12 protein-coding genes are annotated in these 13212 nt (G+C 56.2%); 7 read left to right on the top strand and 5 right to left on the bottom strand.

What is annotated here, in order from left to right; all coding sequences use genetic code 11:
• Positions 1 to 118 precede the first annotated feature (118 nt).
• Both CJA_RS15935 and CJA_RS15930 read left to right on the top strand, forming a co-directional pair.
• The gene (locus tag CJA_RS15935) at positions 119 to 436 is read left to right on the top strand and encodes a hypothetical protein (RefSeq protein WP_041551654.1); all 318 of its coding nucleotides are present in this window, start codon (positions 119 to 121) and stop codon (positions 434 to 436) included.
• A 124-nt stretch (positions 437 to 560) separates the two neighbouring features.
• Positions 561 to 1880: an MATE family efflux transporter gene (locus CJA_RS15930; protein ID WP_012488885.1), complete on the top strand. Its 1320-nt coding sequence runs from the start codon at positions 561 to 563 to the stop codon at positions 1878 to 1880.
• A gap of 130 nt (positions 1881 to 2010) precedes the next feature.
• On the opposite strand, the gene CJA_RS15925 is transcribed toward CJA_RS15930, so the two are convergent.
• Entirely contained in the window at positions 2011 to 2334 is a 324-nt protein-coding gene (locus CJA_RS15925; protein WP_041551652.1) for a hypothetical protein, read from the bottom strand.
• A 39-nt stretch (positions 2335 to 2373) separates the two neighbouring features.
• Between CJA_RS15925 and CJA_RS15920 the strand changes: the two genes are divergently transcribed.
• Positions 2374 to 3531 (top strand): AGE family epimerase/isomerase, encoded by a 1158-nt coding sequence (locus tag CJA_RS15920; RefSeq protein ID WP_041551651.1) that lies wholly within the window; start codon positions 2374 to 2376, stop codon positions 3529 to 3531.
• A 150-nt stretch (positions 3532 to 3681) separates the two neighbouring features.
• On the opposite strand, the gene CJA_RS15915 is transcribed toward CJA_RS15920, so the two are convergent.
• The 3 genes from CJA_RS15915 to CJA_RS15905 form a co-directional block, all read right to left on the bottom strand.
• On the bottom strand, positions 3682 to 5124 hold the full coding sequence (locus tag CJA_RS15915; protein WP_012488882.1) for a glycoside hydrolase family 30 protein: 1443 nt from the start codon (positions 5122 to 5124) through the stop codon (positions 3682 to 3684).
• Between the two features lie 166 nt (positions 5125 to 5290).
• Positions 5291 to 7921, bottom strand: a complete 2631-nt coding sequence (locus CJA_RS15910; RefSeq protein WP_012488881.1) for a cellulase family glycosylhydrolase — start codon at positions 7919 to 7921, stop codon at positions 5291 to 5293.
• 105 nt (positions 7922 to 8026) lie between these two features.
• Entirely contained in the window at positions 8027 to 10729 is a 2703-nt protein-coding gene (locus CJA_RS15905) for a TonB-dependent receptor (protein WP_012488880.1), read from the bottom strand.
• A 343-nt stretch (positions 10730 to 11072) separates the two neighbouring features.
• Between CJA_RS15905 and CJA_RS15900 the strand changes: the two genes are divergently transcribed.
• From CJA_RS15900 to CJA_RS19675, 3 genes are read left to right on the top strand one after another with little or no spacing between them, the layout of a single operon-like run.
• Positions 11073 to 11297, top strand: coding sequence for an addiction module protein (locus CJA_RS15900; RefSeq protein WP_041551649.1), 225 nt, complete (start codon positions 11073 to 11075; stop codon positions 11295 to 11297).
• Complete coding sequence (locus CJA_RS19905; protein WP_012488878.1) at positions 11294 to 11428, top strand: hypothetical protein; 135 nt, start codon at positions 11294 to 11296, stop codon at positions 11426 to 11428. The genes CJA_RS15900 and CJA_RS19905 overlap by 4 nt, the downstream gene beginning before the upstream one ends.
• Positions 11425 to 11598 (top strand): hypothetical protein, encoded by a 174-nt coding sequence (locus CJA_RS19675; RefSeq protein WP_012488877.1) that lies wholly within the window; start codon positions 11425 to 11427, stop codon positions 11596 to 11598. The genes CJA_RS19905 and CJA_RS19675 overlap by 4 nt, the downstream gene beginning before the upstream one ends.
• A gap of 70 nt (positions 11599 to 11668) precedes the next feature.
• Here CJA_RS19675 and CJA_RS19495 read toward each other — a convergent pair whose 3' ends face one another.
• Positions 11669 to 11836, bottom strand: coding sequence for a carbohydrate-binding protein (locus CJA_RS19495; protein WP_012488876.1), 168 nt, complete (start codon positions 11834 to 11836; stop codon positions 11669 to 11671).
• 187 nt (positions 11837 to 12023) lie between these two features.
• Here CJA_RS19495 and CJA_RS15890 point away from each other — a divergent pair, with 187 nt between their 5' ends.
• Positions 12024 to 13202, top strand: coding sequence for a helix-turn-helix domain-containing protein (locus CJA_RS15890; RefSeq protein WP_012488875.1), 1179 nt, complete (start codon positions 12024 to 12026; stop codon positions 13200 to 13202).
• The last annotated feature ends 10 nt before the right edge of the window (positions 13203 to 13212 follow it).

The following is a 13212-nucleotide window of genomic DNA, read 5'->3' as shown; positions in this document are numbered from 1 at the left end:
GTGTTGATGCGTATACCTTGGATGAGATTGGTGATGAGTGTAAGGTGTGGTTGAGCAATATAAGAAATAGGCTTATTGGCAGAATGAATTCTAATTATTGACTTTTTAAGGATTTTTTATGATGAAGAAACTAATATTAGCCTTCTGTTTATTGTTTTCTATATCGACCTATGCCGTTGATGCCACACCTTGGACTAAAGTTAGGCAGATTGAGTCTCGTAGTGTGGATGTTCACGATATTTATGTTGAAGCAACTATCCCCAGTCAAAATTGTACCCATAACGACAGGGCGTTAATTGATGTTTCAACTGCCGGTGGCAAAGCTATGTTGAGTGTTGCATTGGCTGCTTTAATGTCGGGAAAAGAGGTTATGGTAAAAGTGAGTGGGTGTTTGGGGTATGCCCCCAGAGCAATAACTATCCTGATTCGCCCCTAGTTAAATTTAGGATTTTGTTATTCATTCCGACCGGATAGAGCCTTGCTACTCTATCCGTTAGGTCGTTGTCATTGGATGATGTAAATATTCTCCTCACCTGTCCCGCTGTCAGATAGTCCTTGATATGACTCCCATACCCACCAGCCACAGCGCCATTCTGCGTATGGCAATACCTATTATCCTGGCCAATGCGGCTACGCCTTTATTGGGCCTGGTTGATACGGCAGTGATTAGTCACGGTGGTTCGCTGGTGGATCTTGGTGGTATTGCCCTGGGCGCGCTGGTGTTCAGTTTTGTGTATTGGGGCTTTGGTTTCCTGCGCATGGGCACCAGCGGTTTTACGGCGCAGGCAGCGGGTGCCGGTGATGATGAAGAGGTTCGTGCGGCTTTTGCCCGGGCGCTGTTTATGGGGGTTGCCATCGGGGTATTGCTGCTGTTCCTGCAAGTGCCGCTGCGTTATTTCGCGCTCTGGTTATTGAGTGCCAGCGAAAGCGTAGAGCAGCAGTTTGTGCTTTATTGGGATTGGCGAATCTGGGGTGCGCCAGCCGTACTGGCCAATTATGCCGTGATGGGGGCACTGATCGGGCTGGGAAAAACCCGTGTGCTCCTGGGGCTGCAGTTGCTCCTGAACGGGGTGAACCTGGGCCTGGATGTGCTTTTTGTGATGGGCTTCGGTTGGGGTATCCAGGGGATTGCCCTGGGTACCCTGATTGCGGAATGGCTGTGTTTCCTGGTGGGGTTTAAGGTGTTATTGGATGTGCTGGGCATCGGGCTAAGGGAGTCATCCTGGCCCTGGGCGCGTATCCGGCATGCCAGGGCGCTGCTCGATACCCTGAATACCAATACTGACATCATGTGGCGAACCCTGTGCCTGTTGGCCGGCTTTGGCTGGTTTGTGAATCAAAGTGCGGTCTTTGGCGATGTCACCCTCGCTGCCAATCATGTGTTGCTGCAATTTATTTCCCTGTCGGCATTTTTCCTGGATGGCTATGCCTTTGCCCTTGAGTCCCTGGTGGGGCGAGCTATCGGGGCACGCAATCGCACTTTGTTTGATCGGGTGATCCGTGTCGCGACGGAATTGTCGGCGATCACCGCACTGGGGCTGGCGGCCTTGGTGTTCTTCGTGGGGCCTTATGCGATAGGTTGGCTGACCCCGGATGCCCAGGTTCAGGCGGCAGCGCAACGGTTCCTGCCTTTGGCGGCACTCTATGTACTCTGTTCGTTTGTGGCCTTCCAGTTGGATGGCATTTTTATCGGGGCCACCCAAAGCCGGGCGATGCGCAATACCGCGGTGTATTCCCTGTTGGTATTTTTGGGATTGAGCTATTGGTGGGTGGCCATTGGCGCTAACCAGGGGCTCTGGTGCGCCTTTATTGCGTATGTGATTGCCAGGGCCGTATTTATGGGGTTGTACCTGCCCCGCTTGCGCCAGGCGAAAACCTGAGATGGGTTTAACCCGGGAGATTTTGCAGACGGGTCATCAAAATTGTCACTTGATGTTGTAATCGGTTACATTTTTTGCCATACTGCATCCCGCTAAGGCCTTCCAGCTTTGATTTTTTATCAGTAATCGGTTACAGGTTCGGTGCCGAGTTTATCCCCGACCTAACTGTGATAGTCAGGCTTGAAAGCCATAGCCCGCTGTTGTGTTTTTTCTCCCCCCGGTTTTCCGGGGTTTTTTTTGTGGCCGCCATCCATGGCAGCCACCCCTGCGGGGCCGCCGTTTCCGGCGTCAAAAATTGCTCCTGGCAATTTTTTGTGGCCTGCTGTTCCCGGCAGTCACCTTGTGGGTCGTCGCGTGGCGACGTTAAAAATTTCTCCCGATATTTTTTGTTTGCGAAAAGCGGTTGGTCTCCGCAGAATGCACCGTTTTCGTTGCGGCGGTACGGGTGTTGCATTCTCTACGCCTAAGAGCCACTGCTGAAGGACCTGAGTTTATGTCACATGCATTGCGCGCGGCTGCCAGCCGCCTTGAACACTGGATCAGACAGGATGCCCTGCCTCTGTGGCTGGAGCGGGGTATAGCCCCGCAGACCCGCGCTCACTATGAGCGTCTGACCCCTGAAGGTGTCCCCGACCTGGCTGCCAGTACCCGTGTCCGTGTGCAGGCGCGCCAGGCGTTTTTCTTTGCTGCGGCCTATCACCGCGGCTGGTGCCCGGAAGGCAAGGCAACCGCCAAGGCCCTGCTGGAATTTGTACATCAGCATGCGGCCCATCCGACCGCCGGTGCCGGTTATACCCACCTGCTGAATCCGGAATTTGTGGTGGTGGATACCCGGCAGGATCTCTACGACCACGCCTTTTTCCTGCTCGCCAATGCCTGGTGCTATCGCGCGTTTGGCGAGCAGCAGTACCTGGATGAGGCCAACACACTGGTGGCTCACCTGGACGAAAAATTTGGTTCCAGTGTAGGTGGCTGGATTGAAGGGGATTACGCTTATCCCTACCGCCGCCAGAATCCGCACATGCACTTGTTTGAGGCGTTTCTGGCGCTTCATGATGCCACCGGTGATGCAAAATGGCTGGCCCGTGTCGGCGAATTATTTGCGCTGTTTCAAACCCGTTTTTTCGATGCGCCGTTGGGTGTGCTGTTTGAATTTTTCGACGATAACTGGGTGCGCCTGCCCAATGCCAAGGGCGATACGGTCGAGCCCGGCCATATGATGGAGTGGGTGTGGCTGTTGGATTGGTACGGCCGCCGCAGCGGCCGCCCGGTAGCGCGCTATATTGATACGCTGTACAAGCGCGGCCTGGCCATCGGCCTGGCGCCTTCGGGGCTGTTGTACGATGCGGTGGCGGCGGATGGCCGCATTATCGATCCCAACAAGCGCTGCTGGGGCATTACTGAATTAATCAAGGCGAGCCTGGTGCAGATCCGCGCGGGCAATCCCGCAGCCGAAGCGATTGCCATTAAAGGGGTGGAGGATTTGTTTACCTACTATCTCTGCGCGTCTACGCCCGGTTCCTATGTTGACCAGCGCGGCCCACAGGATGAAGTGGTGGTGGATGTTGCACCGGCCAGTACGCTTTACCATTTGATCGTTGCAGCGATGGAATTGCTTGATCATTTCGAGCTGGTTGCGTCCGCTCGATAACAATCCTGTTGCAATAAAAAATGGCCGGGAGCCATTTTCAACGTCGCGTAGCGACGGCCCGAAGGGTGTAGGCCATGGATGGCACGCAATAAAAAACGCAGGCTGTGGGAGCGACCTGCGTTTTTTTGTGGCGCTGTAAAAATTTAACGCTTAATACACCAGCGTTTGGATGGCGCGCGCGGGGATAGTAACGGTGGTTTCCTGTGTGCCTATATAAAAGCGATAGGTCACGGCGGCATCGCTTAAATTCAAGACCACCGTTGCCAGTTGGTTATCGGCGTTGATAAACGACGTGGTTTGCAGCACGCTGCGGCTGCTGACCGCACTGACCCGCTGCGCCTCAGGGCGGATAAAGCGCGAGAAGTGGCCGAGGTAGTAATAGGTCGGGGTGTAAATCAGCTTGCCGGTTTTGCTGTCGGCGTGAATGGGGGCGAAGCAGAAATTGCTGACATGGTTGGGGCCGCCTTTATCGTCCAGCAGCATATTCCAGTCGGTCCAGCCTGCCGCGCCGGCGTTGAAGTCATTGACGATGGAGTTGCCGTAGCGTTCGGCATTGGGCCAGTGGTGGTAGCGCGCCGCATCAAATTTTTCCACCGTGGCTTCGGTGAGCAGCAGGTTGATATGCGGGAATGCCTGCTTGACTTCGGCCACGTTGCCGAACATGGGTTGGCCGCCGGTCCAGGTTTCGTACCAGTGGAAGCCCACGCCCCAGACATATTTAGCCGCTTCGGGATCGCTGAGGATGGTGTTGGCGCGGTGCGTGATCAGGTCGCGGTTGTGATCCCACACGATGATTTTTTTATCGCCCAGGCCGGATGTGTGCATGATCGGGCCCAGGTGGTTTTTGAGGAAATCGCGCTCTTCTTCCGCGGTGAAAATCATCGATTCCCAGGTTTGCTTGGCCATGGGTTCGTTTTGTACGGTAATCCCCCAAATCGGAATGCCTTCCTGCTCATAGGCGCGGATAAATTTGGTGAAGTAGGTGGCCCAGGTGTCGCGGTATTCGGGCAGCAGCTTGCCGCCTTGCAGCATATTGTTGGTGTCTTTCATAAACGCCGGTGCGCTCCAGGGGCTGGCGTAGGTGGTGATGCTGCCGCCGGCGGCCCGGATGGCCTGCTTGATCATGGGGATGCGGTGTTTTTTATCCGGCGTTATATCAAAGGTGTTAAGCGCTTTGTCGCCCTCTTCGATATAGGTGTAGCTGCTGCTGGCAAAGTCGGAGCTGTGGATGGTGGTGCGCAGCAGGCTGTAGCCCAGACCCTTGTCCTGGTCATAGTAAGCCTGCATAAATTCCCGCTGCGTTTTTTGATCGAGTGTTGCATACACCTCGGCGCTGGCATCGGTGATAGCGCCGCCAATACCGAGCAGGGTTTGGTAGCGCTTGTCCGGGTTGACGAAAATGGCGGTGTCGGTTTCCGGCGCCTGTTGCGCGGGTTTGAGCGAGAGTTTATCGCTCAAGGTGAGACGCAATTTTGTGTCTTTGGCGGTGGTGTAGACCTGCAAGGTTTTTTGCGGGCCGGTGTCCACGGCCTGGGTAACATTGGCGCTGATAAGCGCGCTGGCCAAAAAGGCGGTGCGAAAAATAAGATTCATAACCTAAGACTCGTAGTAAATAATTTTTTGAAGTTGGCTCAGTGTCAGTTTGGTGTCGGGGTTCAGGTTTCGAAACCCTCAAGTCAGGATGACTTGCGGGAGCTACAGGGATGTATTCATGCGTTTTCGAAACCTGAACACCGATGCCAGACGGGCTACAAGGTGCTTACTGCTGTTTCACCTCAAACCAATTGATATTCCACTCCTGGCCGATGGAGCGGAAACGCAGGGTGTGATTGCCTGCGCTCAAGGGGAAGCTGGCGCCGGTTTTGGTGATATAGGTCTGCCAGCCGCCGGTGGCGGCCAGGGTTTGGGTGTCCACCACTTCGCCGTCGATCAGCGCCTCGAACCCTGTGCTGCCGGTTTGCGAGGCCAGGCGATAGTCGATGGTGAAGGTGCCGGCGCTGGCGACGCTGATTTTGAATTCAATAAAATCATTGGGATGGAAATGGCCGACGTTAAGGCCGCCACCGGTATCGCCGCAATTTTCCGTTTGTATACCGCTCATGGCGGTGTAATTTTCCGCCTGGATCCGCGCCGGTACGGGCACATATTGCAGGGCAGTGTGCACTTCGTTGCTGCGGTAGCTTTCGGCGATATGGTTGCGTGCCGTGACTGTGTAGAAGTAAGTCTGGTCTGCGTCGGGGCGTGTGTCGCTGTAGGTGTTTTGCGTCAGCTCTTCAGCGATAGGCTCACCCTTGGCACCGGGCGTAGTGGCGCGGTAGACACTGTAGGAAACCGTGTCGCCATTGGCTGGGCTCCAACTGAGCGAAACACTGTTGCCGCTCTCGGTTAATTGCAGGTTGGTCGGGCGCGGCGGGTAGTCGAATACATCATTGTGCTCGTCGGTTACCAGCCAGTGGGCGAGGCCGCTGTGCACGTCGTAGTCCATGTCACCGTAGCGGGTAAACAGCGCCTCGATCTCTTCGATGCTGGCAGTGGTGAAATCCACCTTGCCGGCATTGTCGACCACATCCACGCCGGCAACCGGTTCGTCTTCCACCAGGTAGATTTCCGCCCAGGTGTTGCTGCTGCCGTTGTCCTTAAACACGCCGCTGAAGTGATAGGTCTGGCCTGCTTGCAGGGTTACCGCCTGGTAAATCGCGCCGTTGATTTCACCGCTGACGCCGTCCGGGCGGGTGATCCTCAGCACGGCACCTTCACTGCCGCCGGGCTGTTTGCCGGTGTCGGTATTGTTGTAATCGAACTGGAGTGAACCGGCGATGCTCAGGCTGGTCCAGCCGGCGCCGCTGCCGAAGTTGCCGTTCACCAGCCGCTCTTCGCCGGTTTCGCTGTGTTTTAGGCTGATGCTGTCGTAGCTCACATCGGGATCGGCACCGCCGTTGGCGCCGGTTTTGATCACCAGGTAATAGGTTTTTTCACCCTCGCCCCCGGGGTTGATGCTGGTTGCCTTGCGCGCGCAGGCATCGGCAAAGCTGCTGTCCCAGCCGGCGCAATCCCAGGTGCTGGCTTTGGTGATCAGGCCGGTGCCGACATCCAGTTGGGTATTGATGGCATTGGTCACCATGCCCCAGGTGCCCTGGCCCTGGCTGCCGGCGATGCTGACCAGTTTGTAGGCCCAACTGGTGGAGGCCCAGCCATAGCTGGCATAGGTGTCATAGGTGGCGCGGCCCAGTTTGCCGCCCAGTTCCAGGCCGGCGGATTGCCAGGGCTGGAATTCGCCCATCAGCATGGGCGTGTCGAGCGCGCTCAGGCGGGTGTTCCACTCGCACACGCCGCCCGTGCCGCTGTCACCGCAGCGCAGCCAGTCGCGCTGGATATCGTAGTGGCTGTCACCGGGGCGGTCGCCGAACAGGCCGGGGTAGGGGTGGAGCTGGAAGGCGACATTGGTCAGGCCCGCTTCGGCGGGCTTGCCGTATACATCAATGCTGCCGTAATGGCTGTGCAGGAGGATGATGTGCCGGTCGTCGATGGCGCGGATGGTGTCGTAGAGTTCCAGCACCCGCTCGGCCATGGCTTCGGCACTGGAGCCCCAGGGTTCGTTGAGCGGGTCATAGGCGGCCACCGCGGGTTCGTCTTTGTAGCGCTCGGCGATTTGCTGCCAGAGCCAGAGGGTGCGCTCCTGGTAGTCGCGGTTGGTCCAGTAGTGGTTCTGGCCGGAGCAGCCGGTGTGGTCATTGGGGGTCTGGCCGCCGAGGGCGCCGTGCAGGTCGAGGATGACATACATGCCGCGCTTTTTGGCTTCGGCGATGGTCCAGTCGATGTAATGCCAGGCGTCCTCGCGCAGGGTTTTGGGCTGGGTTTCGTCCTCGATGACATTCCACAGGATCGGCAGGCGCACCAGGTTGAAGCCAAAGGCCTGCAATTGGTCGAAATCCCGCTCCTTGATCCAGTTATCGCGGAACAGCTTGATCAGCCGCTCCTTTTCCTCGTAGCCAAAGCGCTCGGTCAGTTCGGCTTCGAGGGTGCATTGGTCGTGCACGCCGTTGCCGCCCTGGCCCATCATCCAGAATTCCTGTACCAGCCAGTTGCCCAGGTTGGTGCCCTTGAGCAGCACCGGCTCGCCCGCGGCATTGACCCAGTGGGTACCCTGGGCTTTAAGCAGGCTCAGCTCGGCCGGGCCGGAGGAGGAGCTGGAGGAGGACTGGCCCTGGGATGACTCGCTGCTCGACGACAAGCTGCTGGAAACCTGGCTTGAGGATGAGGCACTGGAACTGCCGGGTTTACCGCCGCCGCTGCCGCTGCCGCCACAGCCGATGGCGGCCAGGAGTGCGCCGAGCAGCAGGCATTGGCCGAGCCTTGTGGCCCGCGCCGGGTATTGGGTAAGGGAAAACATTATCTGGACTCCACGTGTTGTTATAGGGGTTGCCGTTCGGGGCCGATGCTGAAAAAGGCCCCGCCGGGGGCGGGGCAAAGGGCATCAGACTCGTGTGTGTCGGGATCAAAAGTTGTAGTTGGCACGCACACCGTAGAAGCGCGGCATGGAGACTGGGCCTTTGATATAGCCATCGCCGCTGCCGCCCCAGTAGAAGTCGATCTCGTTGGTGGCGTTGTTGACAAAGGCTTCGAGGCTCCACTGCTCATCCGGCGCGGTGTACTTGACGCCCAGGTTGACGTTGGTAACCGCCGCGCGGGTGTCGTAGAAGGCTTCCGGGGTGTCGCTGGCAAAGCGGTCCAGGTGCTTGTCCACGTTGAAGATGCTGTAGTAGCTTTCATCGCGCCAGTTAACACCGATCCAGGGCAGGATGCTGGAACCATCGCGCAACATCAGGTTGTAGCTGTAATTGAGGTTGATGGAAAACTCCGGTGAGGCCGGCAGTTCGTTGCCCTTGAGGTTGGTGGTGAGCAGGGTGTTTTCCGGGTTGACCGAATCGCCGTGGTCGATCTCGTAGAGGTCGACGGTGGCGTAGTTCCACTGCTGGATAAAGTCACTCACGATCTTGGTTTTAAGCCAGGTGACATAACCGCTCAAACGGCCGTTCTCGCTGACCGCCCAATCGAACTCGATTTCAACCCCCTTGATTTCCGCTTCGCCCACGTTGTCGGTCTGGAACACAGTGAAGGGGTTCTGTTCTATCTCGCCGGTCAGCTCACCGGTTTGCGGATCGCGCTCAAAGGCATAGGTGACAAACAGCGGGCGCGCTACCGCAATCTGCATATCGGAGTAGTCGCTGTAGAAGACGGTGGCACTCAGGCGCAGGGAGTTATTGAACAGGTCGGATTTTACCCCCAGCTCCCAGGTCACCACCTCTTCCGGGTCGTAGGTGTTTTCGTGGCGCTGTTTCACGATGCGGTCGCCGTTGTCGTCCACCGGGTATTCGGTGGTGAGCGGGTCCTGCTCGTATTGCACCACCACATCGCCGATACCGCCGGCCTTGGTGCCGTTGGCCACATAGGCAAATACCATGGTGTCATCACTAATGTCGTAATCCAGGCCCAGGCGGTAGTTGTTGTAATCCCACTTGCCCTTGATGTCGTTATTGCTGGAGACCACATAGATATCCGGGTTCCAGAAGTAGTCGCGTGGCAGGTTGTTGTACGCGGCCCTGTCCCAGGCCGGGAAGCACTTGCCGTCGTTGAGTGTCGGGTCGAGCTGGTTGGGGTTGGCGTCGTTACAGTCCATATTGTGGCCGCCCACGTCCTCTTTGGTATCGCGGGTGTGGCGGAAACCCAGGGTCAGGGTCAGGTCATCGGTAAGCTCATAGGTGCCCTGGGCAAAGATGGCCTCGGAGGACAGGGTGCGATCGGGCTGGTTCCAGTAGCTGGCGCTGGCCATGGAGTTCATCCAGCCGCCCTGCATATCGTTGTTCTCCTTAAAGAAAAACAGGCCGGTAATCCACTGGAGCCGGCCGTCGCCGGTGGATTGCAGTTGCAGCTCGTGGGATTGGGATTTAAACGCCGCGTCGCGGAAGAAAATCGACATATCCCAGTCGGTAATACCGCGATCCTGGTCAGACATCTGGGTGCGGGTCTGCTTGGCCCAGCCGGCGTTGTACACAAACGCCAGGTCATCGCTCAGATCCCAGCGCAGGTTGGAGCGGATATTTTCGATGCTCAGGTCGAGCATGCCGGGCACGCTGACCAGGACGGTGTATTCATCGGCGCCCGGGCCATAGGCGTATTCGCAGCCTTGCAGGGGCGCGGGCTCATCGTTCTCCATAAACACGCGCTTTTTGGCCTTGGAGCAGTCGAGGGTATCGGTACCGCCGGCACTGGAGTCCTGGAAACGCTCATAGGCGAGCATCCACGACAGCGAATCGCCGGGCTCCCAGAGGCCGGCAACGCGGAAGGCGTATTGGTCGGCGTTGTTATAGAAATCACTGGCGTCGGCTTTGACGATCTGCTGGATGCCATCGCCACCACCCTCCCACCAGCGGCGGCGCTGTATCAGGGTGCGTTCTTCCGCCGGGCCTTCGTACAAGGGGGCATTGCGCACCTCATCGGGCAGGTAGCGGGTATCCCACTGGTTGGGGTCGTAGTAGCCCTTGAGGTAGGAGTCGCGCTGCTCGGTCATAAAGGAGCCGCGCAGGGCAAAGGTCTCGGACACGGGGATATTCACCATGCCGCGCAGTTGCTGGTGGTTCCAGCGGCCCAGTTCCAGGCCCAGGCTGGCATCAAACTCTTCCATATTGGGGCGTTTGGAAATGATATTCACGTTGCCCACGGTGGAGTTGCGCCCGAACAGGGTGCCCTGCGGGCCGCGCTGGGCTTCCACCCGCTCCACGTCAAACATCAGCGCCATGGCGCCCTGCGGGCGGGGGGAGTAGATACCGTCCAGGTGCAGCCCCACCGCCGGGTCGCCCAGCTCGGTGATATTGGTCGAGCGCACGCCGCGCATGGTGATTACCGGCGCGGTTTGCGAGGAGTCTATGGCGATATCCATATTGGGAACCAGTTTAGCCATGTCCTTCACATTGGCGATCCCCTCGCGCACCAGGGTTTCCTCGCCGAATACGGTAATGGCAATAGGCGTTTCCATCAGGTTGGTTTCGCGTTTGGTGGCAGTGACTATCACCTCTTCCAGCATACCGGCCTGCCGTTCGCTGCTGTTATTCTGGGCATAGGCGGTGGTGGCCAGTCCCGCATTGAGCAGGGCAATGGCCAGCGCCAGGGGAGTAGGGAATTTTTTCGGGAATGCGTTCATCGAGTGATCCTCGTCATTTTTATTAGCTTTTGGGTGTTGTTATGGTTAGTACAGTTGCGGATTGCCGATAACTGCGAGACTGAATCTAGAACTGGCCTCCACGGCCGTCGTCCGACTCGGTGCAGTCGAACGCACTGGAATGCAAACTGGGAGGTTCGATTGTGGCTGGAAAAGTCGAACTTTTTGTTTTTTCTTTTAAATCAATGAATTATGGTTTTTCACATAGCAAGTGATTTCCGCTGGGAATCCGCCTTTGAAACCCTGGTGCTGGCACTGGCATCAGCCACTGGCTATAGTGGGCGCATTACCTGCGTGTGCGCAGGTGTTGATCCGGGAGGTTTTTATGAATGCACAGCAACTGATTGTCGAGGCGAACGAGCTGCCGGTAGAAGAGCGCGCGCGGATCGTGGATTCCCTCCTGTATAGCCTGAATCCCCCTTCATCAGCCATCGATCAGCAATGGCTTGAACTTGCCCATCGGCGCTTGGCGGAAATACATCAGGCAGCGGTTGAACCGGTAGCAGCCGACGGAGTTTTCAACAAACTCTGGAGCCGCCTGGGTAAATGAAGGTTGCTTTCCACCCGGATGCCGAAGCCGAACTGAATGCTGCCGTCGATTACTATGAAAGCTGCGAACCGGGCTTGGGATTGGCGTTTGCGCTGGAGGCCAGTCTGGCGTTGGGTAGGGTTGTGAAATGAATAGTGCTGAGCAGTACCCAATAGCCTGGGCACCTTTGGATGATGTTTTTCGCCGCTCCCTGTTGCGGCGTTTTCCCTATGGGCTTATCTATACATTGCGCAATGATGAACTCTTGGTAATGGCCGTGATGAACCTGCATCGCGAGCCGGACTACTGGAAACAGCGATAGTTATAACGCCTGTCGTTAAAAGCAAAAAGCCGATGCCAGCGCATCGGCTTTTTGTTTTTCCAACCCGCCGTTACTGCCGGGTCAACTGCCACCAATTGATATTCCAACCGCCCTGGCGCACATAGATTGCCAGTTCCTGCCGCCCGGCTGAGGTAGACGCTGTTGGTGATGGTCTGCCAGTGCTGGTATTGGGCACGTTGGTATTGGCGGTGATATCGGTGGCGTTTTGGCTAAGCACGAATACACCGTTAGGGGCAGGTGAGGCAACCCGGGCCTCCGCGGGCTTGTGGCCAAATCATGGTGCAGCGGTAGCCTATGGCGGGTAAGTCTTATAGTATCCTGCTGCCAGTTAGTTCTCTAACCGTTGCCGGCGGTCATAAAACCATCATAAAAACACCAAAGAATAATGAATAAAGGGGCGTGGGATGAATCAGGTTGTATTTAATTTTCACGATGTCATTTTGCTGATGACAGCCATGCTGTGCATATTTTTTGCGCTCCTGCTGGTGATTACCAATCCACCCAATAACACCAGTAATTATTTTCTGGCCGCCTTTCTGGTGGCGCATGCGTTTATTCCCCTGCATGAGTTGATGCAGTGGGGAGCAGAATTCAAATTACATGCACGTGCGCATTTGAGCAGTGTGTATTTCCTCGGAGGTTCGGCCTACTTTGTCGATGCCATGCTCTTGTATTTCTATGTGAAGTCCCTGGTGTTTCGCGATTTCCACCTGCGTCCGCGCGATGCCTGGCACCTATTGCCCGTTGGGTTGTTTTTGCTGTTTATCCTATTGGCTTTCTACCGCTATCCACTCGCCATCCGCCTCGATTGGATTCACCGCGAAATATTTGTCTACAGCCCGGCCTATATCAGTGTTGATATGTTGTGCAAATTGCTGCGTGTGGCCTACTGCGTCGCCTGCCTGCAACTGATCGTGAAATACCGCGACCTGCTCAAGGCCACTCACTCCAATATTGAAAAGGTCGATATTGTCTGGCTGCGCCTGTTGGTGATCGGTTTTCTGGTAGTGACGGTCATGGAGTCCATCCTGGGGCTTGCCAAATTAATTGGTGTATTCATGAATTATGATTTCCAGCATTACGACCTCTGGATTTTTGAATTTATTGGCCTCAGTGGTTATTACGTCCTGTTTATGCTGGTGTGTACCCTGGTATTCACCAGCATGCGCTATTTCAGCAACTTCGAGGCGGTGCGCCAAAAAGAGGCAAATAAAAAGCCGGGCCCGGAAAAACTGCTCAATCCAGAGCTTGCCGACAAGATCGACAGCACCATGCGTGCGCAAAAGCCCTATCTGGAGCCGGACCTGACATTGGACATGCTCGCTGAAACGCTGGCTATGCCCGCCAAGGATTTATCCATGGTGATCAATCGCCACTTCAACCATAACTTTTATGAGTTTATTAATGGCTATCGTATCGAAGAGGCAAAAAAACGCTTGGCCGATGTGCAAAACAAAGCTAAAACTATTACCGATATTTATTTGGAAGTTGGTTTTAACAGCAAATCTGTATTTAATACCTTTTTCAAAAAGCTCGTGGGGATGACTCCCAGCGAATACCGTCAACGCCAAACGGATCATTAAAACAGCGCCT

The organism is Cellvibrio japonicus Ueda107, from assembly GCF_000019225.1.
GTDB classification, from domain to species: Bacteria; Pseudomonadota; Gammaproteobacteria; order Pseudomonadales; family Cellvibrionaceae; genus Cellvibrio; species Cellvibrio japonicus.
Note: the sequence above shows the minus strand (reverse complement) of the source record. Positions and strands in the feature narration are given on the sequence as shown.

What these genes read in the sequence shown, in the direction of transcription:
- CJA_RS19905 (WP_012488878.1), top strand. Translation starts at nt 11,294, where the DNA reads ATGAAGGTTGCTTTCCACCCGGATGCCGAAGCCGAACTGAATGCTGCC.
- CJA_RS15910 (WP_012488881.1), bottom strand. Translation starts at nt 7,921, where the DNA reads ATGTTTTCCCTTACCCAATACCCGGCGCGGGCCACAAGGCTCGGCCAA.
- CJA_RS15935 (WP_041551654.1), top strand. Translation starts at nt 119, where the DNA reads ATGATGAAGAAACTAATATTAGCCTTCTGTTTATTGTTTTCTATATCG.
- CJA_RS15930 (WP_012488885.1), top strand. Translation starts at nt 561, where the DNA reads ATGACTCCCATACCCACCAGCCACAGCGCCATTCTGCGTATGGCAATA.
- CJA_RS19675 (WP_012488877.1), top strand. Translation starts at nt 11,425, where the DNA reads ATGAATAGTGCTGAGCAGTACCCAATAGCCTGGGCACCTTTGGATGAT.
- CJA_RS15925 (WP_041551652.1), bottom strand. Translation starts at nt 2,334, where the DNA reads ATGCAACACCCGTACCGCCGCAACGAAAACGGTGCATTCTGCGGAGAC.
- CJA_RS15915 (WP_012488882.1), bottom strand. Translation starts at nt 5,124, where the DNA reads ATGAATCTTATTTTTCGCACCGCCTTTTTGGCCAGCGCGCTTATCAGC.
- CJA_RS15905 (WP_012488880.1), bottom strand. Translation starts at nt 10,729, where the DNA reads ATGAACGCATTCCCGAAAAAATTCCCTACTCCCCTGGCGCTGGCCATT.
- CJA_RS15900 (WP_041551649.1), top strand. Translation starts at nt 11,073, where the DNA reads ATGAATGCACAGCAACTGATTGTCGAGGCGAACGAGCTGCCGGTAGAA.
- CJA_RS15920 (WP_041551651.1), top strand. Translation starts at nt 2,374, where the DNA reads ATGTCACATGCATTGCGCGCGGCTGCCAGCCGCCTTGAACACTGGATC.
- CJA_RS15890 (WP_012488875.1), top strand. Translation starts at nt 12,024, where the DNA reads ATGAATCAGGTTGTATTTAATTTTCACGATGTCATTTTGCTGATGACA.